Source organism: Cupriavidus sp. C3SS-1 (genome assembly GCF_057073755.1).
Genome location: NZ_CP172700.1, coordinates 1,122,797 through 1,144,128 on the forward strand (window position 1 = coordinate 1,122,797; position 21,332 = coordinate 1,144,128).

Genomic DNA, 21,332 nt, shown 5'->3' on the forward strand with positions numbered 1-21,332 from the left:
TCACTCTGTGTTAGGCCGCGCCGTGCACGGCAATGTTATAGAGATGGAAGTCACCGGTGGGGGATGTTACACGACCCGTGGGGGTGAGACGGATGGCCTGGTCGCGCTGGTGTCCCTTCTGCCCGGTATAGCGCTGGCGCAACGTTGCGCTCGCGCTATGGTCCAACTCGATGCTGCTGAATAGCAACGGTGCTCCGCCTTCAATGGTGGCGATTGCCACCGGCAGCATACCTGTGCGCAGCGGCTGCATTAACAACCCCGCAGCCCAATTGGCCGGGACGGAAGACTGACTCTCGCCTCGCCTGATGATTTCGGCCAGACGGGTTAGCGGAGGCGTCTCTGTTTCACGCAGGCCGCCCATCTCGAGTTGGAGCCGGCTGCCGAACAGAAACGTTTCAAGCGCGCCGGTATTGCCATGTATCGACCATTTGAAGCGCAATCCGATCGATATTTCGCTGACCGATCCAGTCTGCGTCGTTTTGACGAAGCTTGTGGTTGCCGTATCACGAACGATGAGATTAGGCAGGTGCACTGCGACGGCCACTTCGTCGCCTAGCGAAAGAGTGGGCAACGTTTCACCGACATACAAAGCGCCATTCGGAGACAGGTCCGAGGTAAGGCCAAGATAGGTCTTGTCGTTGTGCGTCACCGTGATCGGGACATGCAACGGAAAGCGATACTCTGTCCGGCGATTGAGCGAATGCTTGCGCGCGTACATGGCAACCGCCACGGCCGAGCCCAGCGTCATCAGCGTCCAGAACATCGTTACCAAGCCTGCGCCGAGCGGGATCGTACCGTTGTAGATCCGGTAGATGCCGACAGGAACACTGGCCGCCGCCACGCCGCAGATGACGAGAAGCGGCGAAAGCCATAGCCACATCTTTCCTGTTTGCGACATCTGCTTGTCAGTGACAGCGAAAGGGATGTTCTTGCGAAACAATCCGATGCTGGTGGACATGAACGCAAAGAACCGTGCCATGGCGTACTGCTCGCTCAGGAACAGAGAGTTGTATCCTCGTCCAAGTTCCAGGTGGACCAGTATTGAAAGCAAGTAGTAAAGGCAGAACAGAAGGAGGAACGTGTTCAACGGGGCGACGATCGGCAGTGCACCAGTGAGGAACACGGCAGGGGGCATCAGAAAGAAGACCAGCTTCTGCCAGCCTTCGAAGAAGAACAGTGCCGATGCGAGGTAGTTCAGGCGCTGGCCCAGCGTCAGTCCTCGTCCAAACAGAATGTTCTCGCGGCGGAAGACCTGCATGGCTCCCATTCCCCAGCGCATCCGTTGCTTCAGGTACGTATCGATGCTGTGCGGTGCCAGTCCGAACGCCAATGATTCCGCGTGGTAGACCGACTGATAGCCAAGCTTGTGCATCCGAATAGCGGTGTGCACGTCTTCGGTGACGGTTTCAGTGGCAAAGCCGCCGATTCGCACGACGGCCGACCGGCGGATCGCGGCGCAACTGCCACAGAAGAACGCCGCGTTGAGCGCGTCCTTGCCGCGCTGGATCACCTTGAAAAACAGTGCTTGTTCATCCCAGACGCGCTTCTTGCCCTGGCGATGGTTGAAGGAATCGATGTTGAAGAAGTCTTGCGGCGTCTGAACGAATGCAACGCGCTCATCGCGGAAGTACCCGAGAGTCTTCATCAGGAAATCCTTGCGCGGCGCGTGGTCGGCGTCGAAGATCGCGATGAAGTCGCCAGTGCTGTGTTTTAGCGCATTATTGAGGTTCCCGGCTTTGGCATGCGCATTGTCGTCGCGCGCCAGATAGCGGCAGCCGAGTTCCTCGGCCAACGCGCGCATCGATTCCCGGCGGCCGTCGTCAAGCAGCCATGTGACATGCGGATAGTCCATACGCATGACTGCCAGCAGCGTCCGCCGTATCAGTTCGACGGACTCGTTATAGGTCGGTACGTAGACATCGACAGTCAGGCCTGGCTCCGGCTGTGGCGCTTCCCGGACAGTGAGCCGGTACGTCATCAGGATGAAGAGCAGGCCGCTGACGTAGCCGTAGACCTCGGCCGCGTAAAGCGGGATCGAGAAGAGGGGGGCCGACAGATTGACTGTGCCCAGACGCCACCCCATGTACACCAGTCCCACCAAGATATAGACGGCGACAAGGAGCTTGATGGCGCGGTTCGGCTGTTCCGTTTTCATACTCACGTTCATTCTTCGGCTTGCATTGTCGGGGGATAAACGGACAAGGACGCAGGCGAGCCCATGCCCACGTGAGCCTTCCACTGATACATTCTGTTACGCCTTTGGAAGCGGTCCGCATGATATCTGCAAACCGCCAAGATGGCGTCGACATCGGCTCCATTGTGCCGCGCGATGCGCATGTCAGGATACCCGAGTGTCGGTTTCCTGCGAATGAGTGCCTCACCCTAGACTTCCTTCAGCCGAATCGCCTGATGCCGTGCAACTGGAAATGTGGCGTAAGCGACTTTAGGGAGTCGTGCCCAGTGCCGAGGTGACGGAAGTCGAGCGCCTCTCAGTGCTGGAGCAAGTCGAGTTGCCCCGAGACAGAGAACCGGTAACGCCGCTCGACAAAGCCCAGACCGAACAGGCCCAATACCGTGTCGTAGTAGGACGGGCCGCTAGCCCCTGACGGCGCTCCCACGATTTGCTGCGCACGAACCCATTGAGTCGTCAGAGCTGCCGACTCCACGGCCTTAAGGAATGGCAGCAACGCTGCGGAGAAGCCCGGGGGTCCGGCGCCTTCAACCTTCCCGGTCTCCGTGTGCATTCTCCCGGGCGGAGCGGGACGGCCTTCCATGCGCGCAGCATTGGGCAGCAATGCCTGGAGCAGCGTGCGACGCGTGTGGTCCTGATCTGGTGTCATGCCAGCCCACAAATAAACTCGCACAGCGTCGTAGCTGCTGATGTCTCCCTTTACTGGATCGCGCAGGAATCCGTGTCCACAGTCCCCGGCGCGGTAGGCGGCCCAATCCGGTACGACGCCTGCGCGGCACAACGCGCGGACCAGCTTAGCCGCCTGTCCCGCCAACGCCCCCCACGGGCCTTCAGGGTCGAATATGGCCAGTCGCCGCAGAAGCGGCACGGGCAGATAGCTCGGATTGACCCGCCATTGACGGCATAGACCTGGGCCGTTCGTGATAAATCCTTGTGGGCCAGGGAGCAGCATGGGTCCGAAGCCGGGCAGGGAGACGATTTCCTGCGCTGCAACCTGGCGCAGCAAAGCGCGCGCTGCGCAGGCATAGGCAGGAACATTCCACACACGCGCCGCTTCAACAAGCGCAAAAGCGAACCACAAGTCGGCATCCGCCGCCGGATTGCGATCCATTACTCCCCACGTGCCGTCGTCGCGGTGTCCCCACTGCCACGCGGGAAGCTTGTCGTCCAACCTGCCATCTCCAAGGTTGGTCACGCTCCATTGCCACAGTCGGTCAAACGTATTGCGGTCGCCGGCGATCAAGGCAAACACCATGCCGTACGACTGTCCCTCCGACGTGCTTTGGTGGGCGGGCGTAGAAAAATCGATGACACGGCCATCCGCTTGCACGAAGCGCTCCAGGAACTGCAGATAAAGTGGCCAAGGCCGTGCGCGCGGTGTCGAAGTTGGCGGACCTCCCGAGCTTGCTGAAGGCTTGGAACCAACTATGGCGAGGGTGCCTAACGCGCCGGCGCGAGCCAGGAAGCGACGACGTGTCTGATTTGTCATTGTGAAGGGAGCGCGGACTGGTAGTGCATCAGTATTGGGTCTGTGCTTTATATCTTCCGTGGCTCAGCCAAGTGGAGCAGGCAAGCATGCCATGTTTTGATTGTATGACAAGCCAAACTGCCGGGGCGGCTCAGCAGGCGTCGGCTTTCAGACTGGAGCTGACATGTGAATGTCTCGATGAACTATCGACGAGGGTTTCCTGGCCGAACCCCGACGTTGGCTCACCTTTCCAGGCCAGGGGCAGGCATTGGAGTTCGGCGGCTCTCAATCCTTCTTGAGAAAAATCGGCCGTCGGACCGGACGGCTGGTCGGGGTTGTACTAGAGTCGGAGCGATGGCGCCATCCATACCAAAGGTGCTTTAGGAAAGCGCAGGCTGTTTCTCGCTTGTGCGGGGCGCGGCACGGACTTGCAGAAAATCGACCAGTAACTTGCCGACCGGCGACAGCGCATCGAAGTCGCGCGAGCAGATCGTGAAGCGGCGTCGTGCCCAGTCGTCGCGTAGGGGGATGGCGCGAATGCCCAGCGCCTGCGCAACCGGCGCCGCGATCTCCCGGGGGAGGATGGCTAGCCCAAGGTCCGCGCGCACGCAGCGCAACGCAGCGTCGAACGTCGATACAACTGCCCGGTAGTCGATGCGGCGACCGAGAATGGCGGCGTGCCGGTTCAGCATGGTCTGCACGGCAGTCTGCGCCGGCATGCCGATATGCTTGAAGTCCAGCGTCTGCGCGAACTCGCAGTCGTCGAACTGTGCCAGGGGATGTGAACCATGCACGATTGCCGCCAGATGGTCAGATCGATATGGGCGCGTCTGAAACCCCTCCAGGTCGGCTGCATCCCAGCAAACGGCAATTAGCGCCGAGCCTTCGCGCAGCGACCTGACGACGTCAATACTCAGGCTTTCCTCGATCGTCACGCCGACATCCTCATGACCGGCGATCTGCAGAAACGCCGCGATGTCGTCCGGCAACGACTCGGCCATCGACGACACGGTAGCGAGCAATCGCACCTGGCCTCGAATGCCGGAGCCGAAGTCGGCCATGTCGCGTGCGACGCGATCCGCCGCAGCTAGCATGGCGCGTGCGTGAGTCAGCACAATTTCGCCGGCGGCGGTGGGCACCACGCCGCGACGGCGGCGGTCCAGAAGGCTTGCGCCCACGGTCTCTTCCAGTTGCGCCAGCCGTTTGCTGATGGCCGACGCCACGATGTGCTGTTGTTCGCCGGCGCGCGCGATGTTCTGGGTTTCGCACACGGCGACAAACAGCCGAAGGGTAGTCAGGTCGAGATCTCTCATGCTCGGATTGTAAGATGAGACATTCCGATATGGAACGACAAGGGTGGTAAAAGATCGCTTCATATCGTTTTCGGAACGAAATAGAGTTTCCGGTATTGCCTGACCCTTCTGGCGCCATGCCGCTATCACAAGCTATGACCGCTTTCCCTGACGTTCCCCATCCGGCCATCTGTCCCGCGCGTGCCGTAATCCGTGAAGTCGGGCTGCGCGACGGGCTGCAGAGCATCCGGACCATCATCCCCACTGAACAGAAGAAGGCGTGGATACGTGCCGCGCACGCCGCTGGCCAGCGCGAAATCGAGGTTGGCTCGTTCGTGCCGGCAAAGCTGCTGCCGCAACTGGCCGATACCACCGAGCTGGTGGCGTATGCCCGGACGCTGCCGGGGCTCTTTGTCTCGGTGCTGGTGCCCAACTTGCGCGGGGCGCAGAGGGCCATTGCCAGCGGCGCCGACCTGATGATCGTGCCGCTGTCCGCCAGCCACGCGCATAGCCTGGCCAATTTGCGCAAGACGCCCGACGACGTGGTGGCCGAGGTGGCGCGCATCCGTGCGGCGCGCGATGCCGCCGGCGCCAGGACGCTGATCGAAGGCGGAGTGGGCACGGCCTTCGGCTGCACGCTTCAAGGTCGCGTGGAACCTGATGAAGTGCTGCGGTTGATGCAGGCGTTACTCGATGCTGGTGCCGATCGCGTGAGCCTTGCCGACACGGTGGGTTATGCCGATCCTCGCATGGTGCGCGAACTGTTCGAGCGCGCCATCGTGCTGGCCGGCGACCGCTTCTGGTGCGGCCACTTCCATGACACGCGCGGCCTGGGTCTGGCCAACGTGCTGGCGGCGATGGAAACGGGCGTCACGCGCTTTGACGCCTGCCTGGCCGGCATTGGCGGCTGCCCGCACGCTCCCGGCGCCAGCGGCAACGTCACGACCGAAGACCTGGCCTACATGCTGGCCAGCATGGGCATCGAGACCGGCATCGATATCGGCGCGCTGCTCGCGCTGCGCCAGCAGGTCCAAGGCTGGCTGGCCGGGGAAATACTGCACGGCACCCTATGGCGCGCCGGATTGCCCCGAACGTTCGCTGCCAGCACCCGCCTCGCGGCGGCCTGATCGACACCATGGACCAAACCATGCAACAAGAGAACACATCGCTGCCACTGGCCGGCATTCGCGTCGTCGAATTCACCCATATGGTGATGGGACCCACTTGCGGCATGATCCTGGCCGACCTCGGCGCCGAGGTCATAAAGGTCGAGCCGCCGGGCGGCGACAAGACCCGCAATCTTCCCGGCCTGGGCATTGGCTTCTTCCGCGCGTTCAACCGCAACAAGAAGAGCGTGGTGCTGGACATCACGACCCGGGAGGGGGCCGTCGCAGCCGCCGAACTCGCCGGCCAGTGCGACGTGCTGGTGGAGAACTTCCGTCCCGGGCTGATGGAAAAGCTCGGCCTCGACTTCGCGACGCTGTCCGCGAAGTACCCGCACCTGATCTATGTCTCGCACAAGGGCTTCCTGCCCGGCCCGTACGAAAAGCGCCTGGCGCTGGACGAAGTGGTGCAGATGATGGGCGGCTTGTCATACATGACCGGGCCGAAGGGCCGGCCGCTGCGTGCGGGCTCCTCGGTCAACGACATCATGGGCGGCATGTTCGGGGCCATCGGCGTCCTGGCGGCCCTGCGAGAGCGCGACCGTACGGGCCGTGGACAGGAAATCCAGAGCGCGTTGTTCGAGAACTGCGTGTTCCTGGCGTCACAGCACATGCAGCAGTTCGCGATGACGGGCGAGGCGCCGCCGCCGATGCCGTCGCGCATATCGGCCTGGAGCGTCTACGACGTGTTCACGCTTGCTGACGGCGAGCAGCTCTTTATTGGCGCGGTCAGCGACAAGCAATTCGTCACGCTTTGCCAAGTGCTGGGCCACCCGCAGTTGACCGAGCGACCCGAATATCGCGACAACGCCTCGCGCGTGGCCGTACGGCCGCAATTGCTGGAAGAACTGGGAACAATCCTTCAACACCATCGCGCAGGAGCGTTGATGCCCCAGCTCGAAGCCGCCGGCATTCCCTATGCGCCGATCGTGCGCCCGGACCAGTTGCTCGACGATCCGCACCTGATGGAAAGCGGCGGCCTGGTGCCAATGCAGGTCGACGATGGCTCGATCGCTCCCACGGTCTTGCTGCCGCTGCTGATGGGCGGCAGGCGCCCTGGCGTCAGGCATCCGTTGCCCAAGCCCGGCGAGCACAACGAGGAAGTGCTCGGACGCCTCGCATGGCCAGCCTGAACGCGTCGGTCTGGTCCCCTCACAGTAGTTCCTATAACAATGCATGACGGAGACAACCATGAATGCACGCCCCCGCTGGAGGGCCGTGGCTGCGGCCACTGCCTTCCTCCTCTGTAGCGCGCTACCTGCGCTGGCCCAAAGCGGCAAGCCGGTGCGGCTGATCCTGCCGATCAGCGCGGGCTCCGGCGTCGATGCCATCGCTCGCACCGCAGGCCCGGCTCTGGGCAAGGCCATGGGCCAACCCGTGGTGATCGAGAACCTGCCTGGCGCGGGTGGCATTACCGGCGCCGCCGCTGTGGTCAAGGCACAGCCTGACGGGACGACGCTGGGACTGGTCTCGAACAATCACGTGATCAATCCCAGCGTGTACAAGTCGATGCCCTTTGACCCGATCAAGGACGTGACTCCCATCAGCGTGCTTGGCGCCACGCAGCTCGTGCTGGTGGTCAATCCGAAGGTCCCTGCGAAGAACGTCAAGGAACTGGTCGCGCTGCTCAAGGCAAAGCCGGATGCCTACAATTATGCATCGTCCGGTAACGGCACCATCATCCATCTTGCCGGCGAGATGTTCCTCAGCGAAGCGGGCGTCAAGGCTAATCACATCCCCTACAAGGGCACCGGCCCGATGGTGACCGATCTCCTGGGCGGCCAGGTGGACATGGGGGTTGTCGCGCTCAATGCGGCGTTGCCCTACCTGAAGGCTGGCACCTTGCGTGCCATTGGCCTGTGTGGGGAAGCGCGCTCGCCGGTGGCGCCAGACGTGCCCACCATCGCCGAGCAGGGGCTGCCCGGCTACCGCGTCGAAGGCTGGTTCGCGGTCATCGGTCCCGCCGGCATGAAGCCCGCTGACGTGAAACGCGTACACGATGCGTTTGCCACAGCGTTTTCCAGCCCCGAGGTGGTGGACGCTCTGAAGAAGCAGGCAACCGTCGTCAAGCCCGGGTCGCCCGAGGCCGCGGCCCAGTACTTCCGTGCCGAAGCAAACCGTTACGCTGGCCTCGTGAAGAAGGCCAATGTGAAGGTCGAATGATCCGTCCCATCGAAAACATGCCCGTCTACCAACTCGGCGAACTCACGCCATCCATTGTTGCGCTTGCAAACGGCATCGTAACCAACGCCTCACCGGGAGCGCTACGCGCGGCAAAGCGCCACCTGTACGCGCATGCAGCCTATGACTGGGAGCGTGCGGCGGCGCGCAAACGACTGGCCGAGCGCATCGAGGCGGAACGGTACAAGTCCGTGCCCAACCACTTGTATCACCTGCCGCCAGAGCCTGGCTGAGCACACGCGGGTATTGGATCTAACCACTGGTATTGGAGCGTCAGCGTGAGCGCCTTGTAGTCGCCCCCCGCCCGGGTCATGAATCCCTTTGACGCGCCAAGCTTGGCCGACCAGCCCGCCGCCATTGGCACCGACAGCGTGATGCCATAACGTGCGTTCTGCTGTCGGTCGGCGTTGGCGATGCCATTCACCGAGGTGTTGCCGCCGGTGTAGAAGCCAACATCGCTCGCAATCCAGAACGCGGGCCGAAACTGATAGCCGCCGTGCAACTGGAATACCCAGAGGGGCGATTGTGAACGGCGGTTGCTGCCGAGGAAATCTGGGTTGTCGCTGAAGAGCCACGCGCCCGCGGAAACCTCTGCAAACCAGTTGCGCAAGGGCTGCGACAACCCGATCTCCGGCTTGACGGCCCAACGATTGGCACCGATGTTGATTAGGCGGTTCGCATTGAATTTCCCGGTTGGTGCAATGACTGTCACGCTTCCACCGAGCGTGGTAGCGGGTGTCCTTTTCAGGAAATCGGCCGGCTTCAGCGCGGAGCCGCCCAAGAAATTCACGGCCAGTCGCATGCGGGCGTCGCCAATTCCCGCTCGATGGACCGAGTTCGGTGCGTCGAACACGTTTCCACTGACATCGGCGTTCGCAAACGGCATGAAAACGCCAATCGATGCCGTTCGCCCAAAGAGGTCAAACGCGTGCACGTAGCCGGTCCCATAGATGGATATTCGGGCTCGCACATCCGAGATAGGCAGGGACGGGTCGGTCAGCACATCGCCAGTCAGCAACGAATAGTTGGCTGCGAGAAAGTTGGCGCCAACAGGCAAGGCGGAATAAGCGCGAGGTTCCAACTCCTGCGCGTGGGCGACCGTCAGAGCCCAGGGAGCGAGCCAGAACCACGAGGTAAAGGTAAGCCAAAGTGCTGGCATGACCATGCCTTCTTTCCCATTGATCCTACACATGATTATGGCTGAGGCCGAAAGGGGTGCTTCCCGAATGTGCTCGATCATGTTCTGGAGACCTCATTTCCCCTTCGGAAAGCCCCATTCAACCGCGCTCCTGAGAGCGGCTTTATTGCGCTGCCGCAACCAGATTGACTCCAACGTTGTTGCGCCCAAGATGGTCATCGGTTATGCGTAGTGATGCTCCCGCTGCAACACTCCGCCCTTCGGGTACCTTCAAGTCTCAGCATGTCATAACGCAATTGCTTGGGGAGTTGCTCCTTATCAAGAGGCACCGTCGGAGCATTGATATCAATATATTCATACGGCATGCTCGGGTCGGCAGGGATACAGCTATGTACCTGCTCGGCGCACGCCCATGACGGGATAGCGGGTGCTTCGCAGCGCTCCGAGGCTGAGTCGAAATGATTGGGGAACCGACATGAGCAGCGCCCGGGGTTCTGGGTGGGCCTCTTTATCAGCTTTTGCGTCAAGCACACTTATCGGACGATGCATTGCTCCACGTGCGCCAACGCGTCCTCGTCATCTCCCTCTTTGCCTGGCTTCCGCTTCTATTGCTTTGTGCCGTGGATGGAAGCCTCCTGGGCAAGGACGGGGGAGTGCCATTCCTGATGGACATGGAGGTTCACCTTCGCTTTCTCGTGGCGGTGCCTCTGCTGATCGCTGCGGAATTGGTGGTGCACCAGCGCCTGCATGGCATCGGGCAGGCATTCCTGGAACGAAACCTTGTTCCCGAGGTGACCAAGGATCAGTTTGATGCCGCGATCGGAGCGGCTTTGCGGCTGCGCAACTCTGGAGTCCATGCTGTTTATTCCTGCCCAGTCGGCCGCTGGATAGGAATGATTTCAAACCGGTATTTTGAGTCCTCGTGCGCTGAGGTGCCCTGTCGAACATGCATTGCCTCTCCAGAATCGATGCGTGCAGCTATCGGTTTCTTGCTTGTAGTGGATCAAGCCTCCCGCCTCTCGTTAAGCTTTATTGAAAACATCATATCGCGCTGAGGGAGCGTTGCGATGAAGGACGTAGTTACACATAGCCCTCCCGATTCAGGAGAGCACACCTGGAAGCGTTACCCAATTGTCCAGCAGTCGCTCACAGTACGGGCTGGCAATGTCATGGGCAGCCTGGGTAACTGTCTTCGCGCGTATGTCACCTCGCGACGTTGCGCGCAGGCAGCCGATCTCCTCTGGAAGTACTACGGTCTCCTAATGACCGACGAGATTCGCCAGCGGTTGATGTGCCTCATTGTTGGAGGTGGAGGGAAATTTACGCCGCAAGCCCTGGCGATGCTTTACCTCACGGAGATGCTGGACGAGTATGACGGGGATCCTTACGCCCCGATCATCCACGCGAGCGTCGAGTTTTGGCTGCGCCGCGCCACCGCGGCGAATGCCAGAAGTCGTCTACCGGACTCCAATCGCTTTGTGCGCCTGAGGGAGATTGCTATGCAGAAATACGGCTGGGAGCCGTAACGTCAGAAGCCATCTCCCGGATGGGAGCCATCGGCCGGCGAGCGCATTGTCCAGAGCCACCAGTAGGTCTGAGGCACCCTCGGACGTCGGCCACGGCGATCATGCGGCACGCCTCTGTCGCTGATTCGGGCACGTCTGCTACTGGCCGGAAAAGGGGGAGGGCGTCCGGAAGCCACGCGGGAGCGCGGGTAGTGGCGGCAGAACGGGCGGGGCGGCCCCGCTCGCTCTGCCGCCCGTCGCCGCTCAGTGCTGCAGGGCCGCGACCATGCCGCCCAGGTTGTTGATGGTGTTCGTCACGCTCTTCATGTCGACGTTGGTGCGAGTCGATGCATCGACCTGGGTAACCGGCGCGAAGATCGTGTTCGGGCTGGCGAACGACACGCCGCTGCCACCAGTGATGGCGTTCACGCCGGAGTTCACGAAGATGCTGCCGCCGCGCACGGCGCCCATCTTGGCGTGGTCGAGGTCTTGTTCGAGCGAGAGGTTCTGGATGGTCAAGGACATGATGGTCTCCTGGGTAGGCTGAGATTGCGCTGACTGGGTGTGGATTAGTGCTGCAGGGCCGCGACCATGCCGCCCAGGTTGTTGATGGTGTTCGTCACGCTCTTCATATCGACGCTGGTGCGGCTCGATGCATCGACCTGCGTGACAGGTGCGAAGATCGTATTGGGGCTGGCGAACGACACGCCGCTGCCACCGGTGATGGCATTGACGCCGGAATTCACGAAGATGCTGCCGCCGCGCACGGCGCCCATCTTGGCGTGGTCAAGGTCTTGTTCGAGCGAGAGGTTCTGGATGGTCAAGGACATGATGGTCTCCTGGAGAAGGCTGGAATCGACGAGATGAGAGGGACTGGATTTAGTGCTGCGCGGCCTGCACGATGCCGCCGACGTTGTTGAGCAGGTTGCTGATGCTGGTGAGGTCGACGTTGGTGCGGGTCGAGGCATCGACCTGCGTGACCGGGGCCACGATGATGTTGGGGCTGGCGAAGGACACGCCGGCGCCGCCGAGGATCGCGTTGACGCCATTGTTCAGGAACAGGCTGCCGCCGCGCACGGCGCCCATCTTGGCGTGGTCCAGGTCTTGTTCGAGGGGCAGGTTCTGGATGGTGAGGGACATGATGTAACTCCTTGGGTGGCTGGTCTGGCTTGGGTTAGAGAGCATCTGGTGTTGCGCTCGAGGTCATATACGCATGGGGTGTGCCAGCTGCTGTCGCAGCGGCGAAATGCGTAGCTAACCGGTTGAATTTAAATAAGAAATTGCGCCGATGGCCGCGTGGCCATGCCGGTCTCCACGCCAGTGGCTGTACGCCAATCCCCAACACATCTCCCCTCTCTGTTTGCGCCCCGACGACATATCGGTCGGCGAGGGTCCGTGGATACCCACATTGACGGTGCTTTTCAGCTGCGTAAAAATAAATTCATAAATATGAATATCGCCTGGTATTGGCCAAGGTGGCCGACCAGGTCAACGCCGCACTGGAGACAACTTTATGAAGCCGAATTTCCGTCGCCGCCTGATGCTCTGCGCTGCCGTGCTGGGCGCAATGCCCGCACTGGCCTGGAGCGATACGTATCCGAACAAGCCGATCCGGATGGTCGTGCCGTTTGCCCCGGGCGGCGCGACAGACGTGGTCGCGCGCCTGATCTCGCAGAAGCTCGGCGAGGCGCTCAGGCAATCGGTGGTGGTGGAGAACCGGCCCGGGGCGAACGGCATTATCGGCACCGACGTCGTCGCGCGCGCCGCGCCGGACGGCTATACCTTGCTGCTCAACACGGCTGGCGCGCAGACGCTCAGCCCGCTGATCTACAAGGCCAGCTATGACCCGCTGAAGAGCTTCGAGCCGATTTCGCTGATCTCCAATATCGGCTTTGTGATGGTGGTGCATCCATCGGTGCCGGCCAAGTCCGTGCAGGAATTCGTCGCGCTGGCCAAGTCCAAGACCCGGCCGCTGAGCCTGTCGGCGGGCAGCAGCATGATCGAGCTGATCGGTGCGAGCTTCAAGGCGACCGCCGGTACGCCGGATGTGGTGAGCGTGTCTTATCGCGGCACCGGCCCGCAGATGCAGGCCGTGGTCGCCGGAGAAGTGGACATGACCATCGATCCGTTCAATTCGATGGCCATGATCAAGGCCGGCAAGCTGCGCCCGCTGGCCGTGCTGGCGGACAAGCGTTCGCCCGCGCTGCCTGATGTGCCGACGATGCAGGAGGCCGGCTACAGCGGCATGGCCTTCGGTTCATGGGCAGGCCTGCTAGCCCCGGCGGGGACGCCGAAGGACATCGTCGCGCGGCTGGGCAAGGAAGTGACCCGGATCGTTGCGCAACCCGACATCCGGGAAAAGCTGGCCGCCATCGACTACGAGGCCGTTGGCAGCACGCCGGAACAGTTCGCCAGGACCATTGCCGACGATACCGCGCGCTGGAAGAAGCTCATGAAGGAGACGAACTACAAGGCGGGCTCGTAACACCTGGCGCCCGCGCCGCCCCGCATCGCCGCAAGCGTGCGTGTGCGCTCGTGCTGGACCTGACCTCGGTCATCATGGGTCCGGTCTGCCCTCAGGTGCTGGCCGATTACGGCGCCACGGTTGTAGTCCTTGAGCGAGGCGATGCCAATTGTCACGAAAAGTGGCCTACCGCACGCAAGCGGCAATGGGAGCTTGGAGCGCCCACAAACCATCGACTACGGTTAAAAGTCCGCATCGCTGCTTTGAGGGCTGACGATGGTGAGACGCAATGGGCGCCTGGTCCAGATTCTGGCGGGGCTGCTGGGCTTGTTGGCAGTGCAGGGCGCGCGTGCGTCCGATATCCCGTGCAACGCCCCGGTCGGCGGGCCGGGGGCGCGTTGCGAGGAACCCTACGGCGCAGGCGTGGGATGCGAAACGCATCCCGCCCAGGGCGTTCGCAAGGGCCACCTGATCTGCGAATACACCATGCTGTCGCAGCGCTACGAGCGCATCTATGCGGAACAGCAGAGGATGCTGCAGAAGGGCAAGCTCCAGCCAGCCGATCTTGCGGCATGGCGCGCCCGGCGCGATGCATGCGATTCGGTGCGATGCCTGGATGGTGTCTTCCATCAGTTCTGGCGCCAGCGCGACGCCATGCCGCAGGCGGCGGGCAAGCCGGCCATGGCCCGGCAGGGTGCCGCGCAAACGCAGGGCAGTGCAAGACATGAGCCGGCTTCGCGGCCGCCCCCCGCGCCAGCGAAGGTGGCATCGCGCGAGACACCGGCCTCCGCGCCCGCGGCTGTGGTGGAACCCTCCGTTGCCGAGGCCTCCATCGCTCCCGATGCGCCGTTGGCACGCAGGGCGTCTGTCACCCATCCCATATCGACAGCGCACAAGGCCTCCGCGGTAACCACGCTGGAGATCTTCCCCGACGCCAACGTCGCCGCGGTGCCGGTTTCCCTGGTGACGCCCCCGCCGCGCAGCCCGCGCCGGCCGCCGCCCCTGGTGGTGGAAAGCCTGGTCTCCGGCCTTGCTGTCCTTGGCCTGGGAGCCGGCCTGGTATGGAAGCGCAGGCGGGCCGCGCCTCAGGCTGGCAGCGAAGCGACGCGCGCGCGGATGCCCCCGGTTATGAAGATCACGTATGGGCTGCTCCTGGTGAATGCCGTGCTGTTGCCATTCACGCTTGGCCTGCGGTAGGGCGTACTCGCACTGAAGCTCGGGCACCGGCCCGACGCAGGCGTCACCGGCGAATGCCGCTCGCAATCTTTTCATCTTCCGATCGAAAAGATTCACTTCTGCTGACAAATCACATCGGTCACGATTCCCCTGCTTGGGCACCATGCAATGCGCGCGGAGGCGCGCGCGATGCGCGTCGATTGGCGCGGGACTTCGGCTGAATGGACTCCGCGCGCCCTGTTCGAGGAAATTCAGATGCTCGCAAAGATCGTGGCGACGTACCGCTACTTCATGTCGGTGGTGCCATTCCGGCTGACGCCGGCCATCATCAGTACGATCGTGCTGATCACGCTGCTGCTGATACCGCCGCCCGCGGGCCTGAAGGCCAACGCCTGGGATCTGGTAGCCATCTTCCTGACCACCATTGTCGCCATCATTCTCAAGGTGATGCCGATCGGCGTCATGGCGATGATGGCCATCGTGATCGTGTCGCTCGCGCAGGTGACCTCGGGCTCGTCCAAGGGGGCCATCGCCGATGCGCTCAGCAGCTTCTCGAATCCGCTGATCTGGCTGATCGTCGTGGCGATCCTGATCTCGCGCGGGCTGAAGAAAACGGGCCTGGGCAACCGCATCGGCCTGATGTTCATCGAGCTGCTGGGCAAGCGCACCATCGGCATCGGCTATGGCCTGGCGATCTGCGAGCTGGTGCTGGCGCCCTTCACGCCAAGCAACACCGCGCGCGGCGGCGGCATCGTGCACCCCATCATGCGCTCGATCGCCGGCGCGTTCGACTCCGATCCCGCCAAGGGGACGCAGGGCAAGGTCGGCACCTATCTGGCTCTGGTCAACTACCACGCCAACCCGATCACTTCGGCCATGTTCGTGACCGCCACCGCGCCGAACCCGCTCGTCGTCGACTACGTGGCCAAGGCCACCGGACAGTCGCTGCACCTGAGCTGGACCACCTGGGCGCTGTGCATGCTGGTGCCCGGCCTGCTCTGCCTGTTCCTGATGCCGCTGGTCATTTTCCTGCTCTGCCCGCCGGAGCTGAAGGCAACTCCCAATGCCATCGCCTATGCCAGGGGCGAACTCGCCCGCATGGGTCCGCTAAGCGGCAAAGAGCGGGTCATGATGGGGGTCTTCGCCGTGATGCTGGTGCTGTGGGCCAATGTGCCGGCGATGATCTTTGGCCCAGCCTTCACGCTCGATCCGACCGTGGTCGCCTTTCTGGGCCTGTTCGCGTTGATCATCACCGGCACGCTCGACTGGGACGACGTGCTGTCGGAAAAGAGCGCCTGGGACACCCTGATCTGGTTTGGCGCCCTGGTGATGCTTGCCGAGCAGCTCAACAAGCTTGGCGTCATTGCATGGTTCTCGAACAACATGCGCGATGCCATCGTCGCCAGTGGCGTGGGCTGGCTGCCGACTGCCGCGGTGCTGGTGCTGGCGTTCGTGTTTTCGCACTACCTGTTCGCGAGTACGACCGCCCACATCAGCGCGATGATGCTGGCCTTCCTTACCGTCGGTGCGCACCTGATCCCACCGCCGTATGTCCCGCCGTTCATGCTGATGATGGCCGCGGGCTCCGCGATCATGATGACGTTGACCCACTACGCCACCGGCACTTCGCCGATCATCTTCGGCAGCGGTTATGCGACATTGGGGCAGTGGTGGCGGGTCGGCGCGGTGATGTGCGTGCTCGAACTGATCATCTTTACCGTGGTGGGTGGCGTCTGGTGGAAGATCCTGGGGTATTGGTAAGCGGGACGACGGTGGGTCGGCGCTTAACGAGCCTACCGCGCTGACCACGCGCCTCCATCGCGAATCGAGCCGATCGAGCCCGTAGCCAGCGCCAGCGCCGCCGCGGCGGCGAGCGCACCACTGTAGGCGTCGGCCGACGCGTTCTGCGCAAGCAGCAGCTGGTTCTGCGCCAGGTTTGCCTCCGTCACCGAACCCACGCCCTTGCGGTAAGCCGCGAACGCCGCGTCGTACGTGACCCGGGCCGCATCGGCCAGTGCCGTGGCCGCGTCATAGGCGGCCAGGCTCGATTCCAGCGCGCTCTGGCTGACCACCACCTGCCGCACGGATTCATCCTTCGCGCGGCTCAGCCGGGTCGAGGCGCTGTCGGCATCGTTGCGTGCCTGAGCCAGGACGGCGGAGCGCAGCCCGCCGTCGTAGATCGGGACCGTGACGCCAAGAAACACGCTCGCGCCATAGCGGTAGCCGTTCAGGTTGACCGTGGGCGGTTGCTGGCCGATCGGGGGTATCGCCGTAATTGCCGAGCCGCCCGAGGCATAGGACGTAAATGCCGACAGAAAGACCTTCGGCATGAAGCCGGCCTCCGCCGCCTGTACCCTGGCCTGGCTCGCGCGTTGCGCCGCATAGGCGCCCAGCACGTCGGGTCGCCGCGCGATCGCGGTGTCGACGATCTGCCCGACCGAACTGCGCAGCGCCGGCGACAGCGGACGCAGCGGCATCCCGGCAATGCGCGGACGGGACAGCGGGGAAATGCCGACGGCATTGACCAGTGCCAGGTAGGCGTCGGTCTCGGCGCCCTTTGCTTGCACCATGGCCAGGTTGGTCTGCGCCCGGTTCTGCGTGGCCTGGGCGACCTCGACCACGGTGCCGATGCCACGCTGGAATCGCGCCCTGGCCGCGGCTTGCACCGCGTCGGCATTGTCCACGGCCTGCTGCACCGTGCCGGCACGCGTGCGCGCGGCCTGGTAGCGATAGAACGCCACGCTGACGTCGTGGATGATCTTCTGGTGCACGGCCGTGAACGCGATGTTGGCCGCCACCGAAAGCTGCTCCGCGGCATCGACCATGCCGGAGCGCTCGCCGAAATCGAACAGCAGCCATTGCAGCGACAGCACCGAGATGGCGCCGTGATTGGACGCATCCGCGCCAAGCGGCCCCAGCGCGGTCGCGGTGGAGCTGTGCCCGTTCTGGTAGCCGCCCATGGCAGCGGCCGAGATGTAGGGCAGGTAGCTGGCCCTGGCGATGCCGGCCGCCAGTGCCGCGTTGCGCGCGTCGTTCCAGGCGATGCGGGTCAGCGGGTTGGTGGACTCGGCCAGGTCGATCAGTTCGGGCAGCGTGTAGGCATGGGCCGGATCCAGCGCTGCGGGTGGGGAAACCGCAGCGAGCGCGGGGTTTGCCGGCAGCGTGTAGTCCGATGCCATGGCCGCCGTCTGGCCGGCGTCGCCCGGCACGATCTCGCCAGATGCCGTGGTGAGCGGCTGCCAGGGACGATCCGGCTGCGGCGGCGCCAGGTCGAGCGAGGCGGTGGCGCATCCCGCCAGCGCCAGCGTGCACAGGGTCAGCGCGGGCAGGGAATCAGGTTTGCGCATGGATCGGGTTGGGGGCAGCCGAGGCTGGCGCGTCGGCATGGGAGGCATCGAGTCGTCGGTCGATGATGGCGAACAGCGCCTGGCGGGCGAGGTCATCGTGAGAATCGGCGGGCATGGCTGCGCCGGGCTGAGCGGCTGCCAAAGGCGGGCCGCCTGGCTGCAGCCGGTTCAGGCGTTGCGCAAGCGCCGGGTCGCCGGGGAGTCGTTCGGCTAGCAGGAACACGGGGCCCGAGATCGCGTCGAGCGTGGCCAGCCGATCACGATGGATATCTGCCCGCTCCGGTGCCTGTCCGACGGATGCCGGTTCGTAATGGGCGAGGATCAGGTCCTGCGTGATCGCATCATGCAAGGCCAGCGCGGCCGCGGCGTGCTGCCGCCTAGCCGCGGGCTGCGGCGCATGGACGAGCGCATGCCATTGCGCTACCAGTGCCGCCAGAGCGGCTTCGATGCGGCCGGCTATGCTGACTGGCCAGACCTGCGTGAAGACAAGATAGACCGCGAGATTGCCCAGCACCACGCCGATCACGCGGTCGCGCGCGATGGTCAGGTCGAAGCCGGGCGCGGCGCCCTGCACCACGCACAGGTAGAACGCGAAGGCGATCTGGAAGCCCGCGTAGGCGATGCGCTGCGAGCCTTGCGCCACCCATGCGGAGATCCATGTCCCGGCGAACACGAGCAGCAGCAGGCCGCCGACGGATGACAGGCCGGGAACGACATACACGATCGCCGCCGTGCCGATCACCGCGCCGATCACGCAGCCGGTCAGCCGCAGCGTGAGCCTTTCCACGGTCTCCGCCATGGTCCCGAGCGATACGAGATAGCAGGTGATGAAGCACGTATGGATGCCGGGCCAGTTGAGCTGCTGGTAGAGCAGGTAGCAGAACATCGCGGCCCCGGTGGTCTTGAGCGCGTAGCGGACATGGTCGGGGTTGGTGAAGGCGTCGGCGCTCAGGAAGCCGCCGTGCGCGGCTTCTGCGGCTGGTGCCGGCGGCGCTGCCGCACCGGCTTCGGCATAGCCTTCGGTCGCGGCGACCAGCTCTTGCACGACGGCCTGCTGCACCGGCGACAGGTTGTCCAGCGGCGTTGGCGGCAGGCCGATGTCAACGGGATAGCCGCCGGCGTCGAGCATGCGGGCCATCTCATCGAGGGTGTCGGCGATAGGCGCGGCGGTGGCCGCCGGCAAATGCGCGCCGGGCTGCCGACGCGCCACGTCCACGGCCAGCAGGATTGCCATGGTCGACGCCATGGCTTGTTGCAGCGCGCGCAGGTCCTGCGGGTTCACCGTGCCCTCGGCCTTTGCCAGCCTGAGCCATCCGGCGACGGGCTGGACGCCGTCATGGAGGGCCGCATGCAAGGCGTCCGCGTTGCCGCGCAGGGCGCTTGCCGCCACGCGCAGGCAATGGCCGAGCCGTTCTGTAGCCAGCCGGCGCGGCGACGGGCCCATCAGCAAATTGACGACGATGTTCACGCCAATCGGGATCGCTACCATCAGCCAGGCATAGAGCAGCGCGCGCGTGGCGATCTCCCCGCCGGGCACGAGCCCCAGTTCATCGAGTGCGAAGCCGATGATCATGGCGACGATAGCGCCGACCGGCCGCAATTTGCTGGCCGATGTCAGGAACAGCAGGGCCGCGGACAACACGGCCATGCACGCCACGCGGCGCATCGGATCGTCGATGCTGAAATCGGCGAGCCCCATTACCAGTGCGATGATCAGGCTGACCAGAACCAGCGCCGCCGCGCTCATGAGGATGCTCGTGGTGCGGTCGGCCCGGTTGATGAAGAAGATGACGTAGGCCGAGATGGCGGCTTCGGGCGTGCCGTACAGGCTGGTGACGAGGACGGTCAGCGTGCAACCGACGGTGATGCGCGTCGTGGCCGCGGTGCGGCCGGGGAACGGCGCCAGTAGGGCGCCGATATCGGCAAGGCCCAGGCGCAGCTTGTCAGCGGCAGGCTGCGCCATGCCGGATCTCGACGGTTGCGCTCGCGGCTACCCGGGCCAGCGTCTCGGGCGGGTCTTCCAGGCGGATCCGGACCGGGAAGCGCCTGGCCACGCGCACCCAGTTCACTGAGGGCTGGACGTAGGGTAGCGAGCGCGGCAGGTTCAGGCGGTCGGTGTCGGTAATGCCGATGCCGATGCCTTCCACCTTGCCGCGCAGGGCGTGGCCGCGATCGATCATCGAGTAGACCGTAGCGCAGTCGCCGACGTGGATGCCGGCCAGCGAGGTCTCGCGGAAATTGCCTACCGCGAACCATTCGCCCGTATGCACCAGCAGGAACAGGGACTGGTTGGGCAGCACGACTTCGCCCGACAGCACGGTCAGGCCGCTGACGCGCCCGGCATGCGGGGCGCGGACGATGGTGTCATCGAGCGCGCGCTGCGCGATCGCCAGTGCGGCCTCGCGCGCATGCACGGTGGCGGCGGCGTCGTCCTCATTGCCGATGGCCTGCGCCGTGGCGGCGCGCTGCGTATTGGCCTGCCGCAGCGACACGCTGGCGTCGCGCTGCGCCACCTGGGCCTGGTCGAGCTGCTGCGCGGGCACATAGCCGTCAGCCACCAGCGGCCGCAGCCGTTCGACGGTGCGTGCGGTCAGCGCGTAGTTCTGCTCGGCACGCCGCGTCTGCTCCGATGCGATCGACGCCGTGGCGCGTTCGGTGGAAAGCGTGCGGCGGCGCGTACCCAGCGCGGCCTGTGCGAGCTCAAGGTCCGCCCGCGCCTGCGCCACCACCAGTTGGTAGGGCACGGGATCGATTTCGAACAGCACGTCCCCCTTGGCCACGAGCTGGTTCTCGGTGACGTGGATCCTGGCGATACGACCGCCGACCGGCGATGCCACATGCACCATGTCGGCATCGAGCGAAGCATCGTCGGAAGACGGATAGCGGCTGGTGCGCTGGTACGCGTAGACGGAGAGCAGGACGGCCACCAGGACAATGGCCAGCGCAATCAGCTTGCCGCGCTTCGGACTGCCCTGTACGCCGGCCATTTTCATAGCAAGTGTCCCGTGCCTAGTAACCAGACGAGTTCCGCAAGGATGAGGCCGATCGCGGTATTGACCAGGAGCTGGGCGCGGACGATCTCTGCCCAGCCTGTCGCGACGAAGATCCGGTAGGACACGACCGCGCCCGCGATGCCGGCCAGCGCGCTCAGCAGCCAGAGCGGGAAGTAGGCGCCGAACAATCCGAATGACGGTGCACCGGCGCAACCATAAAGCGATGCGGCCAGCGCCAGAAGCGCAAGCGAGCGTGCCATGGAATCAGGGTCGAAATCGTCGCCTTAATATAGCAGCGCCGATTGTGCATTGTCCAAGTCGCAGGGCTCGCCGTACCGATGCTCGCGGCCACGCGCGGCCTGCTACAGTCGCTGCTGCGGCCACGACCGCGGCAGCCGCCACCGCAGCGGCTAC

Annotated in this window: 20 protein-coding genes; 9 read left to right on the forward strand and 11 right to left on the reverse strand. The window is 63.9% G+C overall.

Annotated features, from left to right (window positions below; genetic code table 11):
• Positions 1 to 10: 10 nt before the first annotated feature.
• The 3 genes from ACIGJC_RS21185 to ACIGJC_RS21195 all read right to left on the reverse strand — a co-directional run bounded on the left by ACIGJC_RS21185 (position 11) and on the right by ACIGJC_RS21195 (position 4,972).
• Positions 11 to 2,155, reverse strand: coding sequence for a glycosyltransferase (locus ACIGJC_RS21185; protein ID WP_483714128.1), 2,145 nt, complete (start codon positions 2,153 to 2,155; stop codon positions 11 to 13).
• A gap of 334 nt (positions 2,156 to 2,489) precedes the next feature.
• Entirely contained in the window at positions 2,490 to 3,521 is a 1,032-nt protein-coding gene (gene bcsZ, locus ACIGJC_RS21190) for a cellulose synthase complex periplasmic endoglucanase BcsZ (RefSeq protein WP_483714129.1), read from the reverse strand.
• A gap of 518 nt (positions 3,522 to 4,039) precedes the next feature.
• On the reverse strand, positions 4,040 to 4,972 hold the full coding sequence (locus ACIGJC_RS21195) for a LysR family transcriptional regulator (protein WP_483714494.1): 933 nt from the start codon (positions 4,970 to 4,972) through the stop codon (positions 4,040 to 4,042).
• 134 nt (positions 4,973 to 5,106) lie between these two features.
• On the opposite strand from ACIGJC_RS21195, the gene ACIGJC_RS21200 reads away from it, so the two are divergent.
• From ACIGJC_RS21200 to ACIGJC_RS21215, 4 genes are read left to right on the forward strand one after another with little or no spacing between them, the layout of a single operon-like run.
• Complete coding sequence (locus ACIGJC_RS21200; protein WP_483714131.1) at positions 5,107 to 6,078, forward strand: hydroxymethylglutaryl-CoA lyase; 972 nt, start codon at positions 5,107 to 5,109, stop codon at positions 6,076 to 6,078.
• A 20-nt stretch (positions 6,079 to 6,098) separates the two neighbouring features.
• Complete coding sequence (locus tag ACIGJC_RS21205; RefSeq protein ID WP_483714132.1) at positions 6,099 to 7,247, forward strand: CaiB/BaiF CoA transferase family protein; 1,149 nt, start codon at positions 6,099 to 6,101, stop codon at positions 7,245 to 7,247.
• A 58-nt stretch (positions 7,248 to 7,305) separates the two neighbouring features.
• Positions 7,306 to 8,277, forward strand: a complete 972-nt coding sequence (locus ACIGJC_RS21210; RefSeq protein WP_483714134.1) for a Bug family tripartite tricarboxylate transporter substrate binding protein — start codon at positions 7,306 to 7,308, stop codon at positions 8,275 to 8,277.
• The gene (locus tag ACIGJC_RS21215) at positions 8,274 to 8,528 is read left to right on the forward strand and encodes a hypothetical protein (protein ID WP_483714135.1); all 255 of its coding nucleotides are present in this window, start codon (positions 8,274 to 8,276) and stop codon (positions 8,526 to 8,528) included. The genes ACIGJC_RS21210 and ACIGJC_RS21215 overlap by 4 nt, the downstream gene beginning before the upstream one ends.
• Here the strand turns inward: ACIGJC_RS21215 and ACIGJC_RS21220 are convergent.
• Positions 8,504 to 9,535, reverse strand: a complete 1,032-nt coding sequence (locus ACIGJC_RS21220; protein ID WP_483714136.1) for a transporter — start codon at positions 9,533 to 9,535, stop codon at positions 8,504 to 8,506. The two genes, ACIGJC_RS21215 and ACIGJC_RS21220, sit on opposite strands and share 25 nt — an antisense overlap.
• A 551-nt stretch (positions 9,536 to 10,086) precedes the next feature.
• Here ACIGJC_RS21220 and ACIGJC_RS21225 point away from each other — a divergent pair.
• A complete protein-coding gene (locus ACIGJC_RS21225) occupies positions 10,087 to 10,488 on the forward strand; it encodes a hypothetical protein (RefSeq protein ID WP_483714137.1) in 402 nt (133 codons plus the stop codon).
• Positions 10,489 to 10,500: 12 nt separating this feature from the next.
• Entirely contained in the window at positions 10,501 to 10,959 is a 459-nt protein-coding gene (locus ACIGJC_RS21230; RefSeq protein ID WP_483714138.1) for a hypothetical protein, read from the forward strand.
• A 243-nt stretch (positions 10,960 to 11,202) separates the two neighbouring features.
• Here the strand turns inward: ACIGJC_RS21230 and ACIGJC_RS21235 are convergent, their stop codons facing one another.
• From ACIGJC_RS21235 to ACIGJC_RS21245, 3 genes are read right to left on the reverse strand one after another with little or no spacing between them, the layout of a single operon-like run.
• A complete protein-coding gene (locus ACIGJC_RS21235; RefSeq protein ID WP_483714139.1) occupies positions 11,203 to 11,463 on the reverse strand; it encodes a hypothetical protein in 261 nt (86 codons plus the stop codon).
• A 44-nt stretch (positions 11,464 to 11,507) separates the two neighbouring features.
• Positions 11,508 to 11,768, reverse strand: a complete 261-nt coding sequence (locus tag ACIGJC_RS21240; RefSeq protein WP_483714141.1) for a hypothetical protein — start codon at positions 11,766 to 11,768, stop codon at positions 11,508 to 11,510.
• A 49-nt stretch (positions 11,769 to 11,817) separates the two neighbouring features.
• A complete protein-coding gene (locus ACIGJC_RS21245; RefSeq protein WP_483714142.1) occupies positions 11,818 to 12,078 on the reverse strand; it encodes a hypothetical protein in 261 nt (86 codons plus the stop codon).
• A gap of 373 nt (positions 12,079 to 12,451) precedes the next feature.
• Here ACIGJC_RS21245 and ACIGJC_RS21250 point away from each other — a divergent pair, with 373 nt between their 5' ends.
• From ACIGJC_RS21250 to ACIGJC_RS21260, 3 genes are all read left to right on the forward strand, one after another.
• A complete protein-coding gene (locus ACIGJC_RS21250) occupies positions 12,452 to 13,423 on the forward strand; it encodes a Bug family tripartite tricarboxylate transporter substrate binding protein (protein ID WP_483714143.1) in 972 nt (323 codons plus the stop codon).
• 255 nt (positions 13,424 to 13,678) lie between these two features.
• Entirely contained in the window at positions 13,679 to 14,599 is a 921-nt protein-coding gene (locus tag ACIGJC_RS21255) for a GntR family transcriptional regulator (RefSeq protein WP_483714527.1), read from the forward strand.
• A 234-nt stretch (positions 14,600 to 14,833) separates the two neighbouring features.
• Positions 14,834 to 16,339: a DASS family sodium-coupled anion symporter gene (locus ACIGJC_RS21260; RefSeq protein WP_483714144.1), complete on the forward strand. Its 1,506-nt coding sequence runs from the start codon at positions 14,834 to 14,836 to the stop codon at positions 16,337 to 16,339.
• 32 nt (positions 16,340 to 16,371) lie between these two features.
• Here ACIGJC_RS21260 and ACIGJC_RS21265 read toward each other — a convergent pair whose 3' ends face one another.
• From ACIGJC_RS21265 to ACIGJC_RS21280, 4 genes are read right to left on the reverse strand one after another with little or no spacing between them, the layout of a single operon-like run.
• The gene (locus ACIGJC_RS21265; RefSeq protein ID WP_483714145.1) at positions 16,372 to 17,925 is read right to left on the reverse strand and encodes a TolC family protein; all 1,554 of its coding nucleotides are present in this window, start codon (positions 17,923 to 17,925) and stop codon (positions 16,372 to 16,374) included.
• Positions 17,912 to 19,888: an FUSC family protein gene (locus ACIGJC_RS21270; RefSeq protein ID WP_483714146.1), complete on the reverse strand. Its 1,977-nt coding sequence runs from the start codon at positions 19,886 to 19,888 to the stop codon at positions 17,912 to 17,914. The genes ACIGJC_RS21265 and ACIGJC_RS21270 overlap by 14 nt, the downstream gene beginning before the upstream one ends.
• Positions 19,869 to 20,918, reverse strand: a complete 1,050-nt coding sequence (gene mdtN, locus ACIGJC_RS21275) for a multidrug transporter subunit MdtN (RefSeq protein ID WP_483714148.1) — start codon at positions 20,916 to 20,918, stop codon at positions 19,869 to 19,871. The genes ACIGJC_RS21270 and mdtN overlap by 20 nt, the downstream gene beginning before the upstream one ends.
• A complete protein-coding gene (locus ACIGJC_RS21280) occupies positions 20,915 to 21,178 on the reverse strand; it encodes a YtcA family lipoprotein (protein ID WP_483714150.1) in 264 nt (87 codons plus the stop codon). Before ACIGJC_RS21280 ends, mdtN begins: the two co-directional genes overlap by 4 nt.
• Between the last annotated feature and the right edge of the window lie 154 nt (positions 21,179 to 21,332).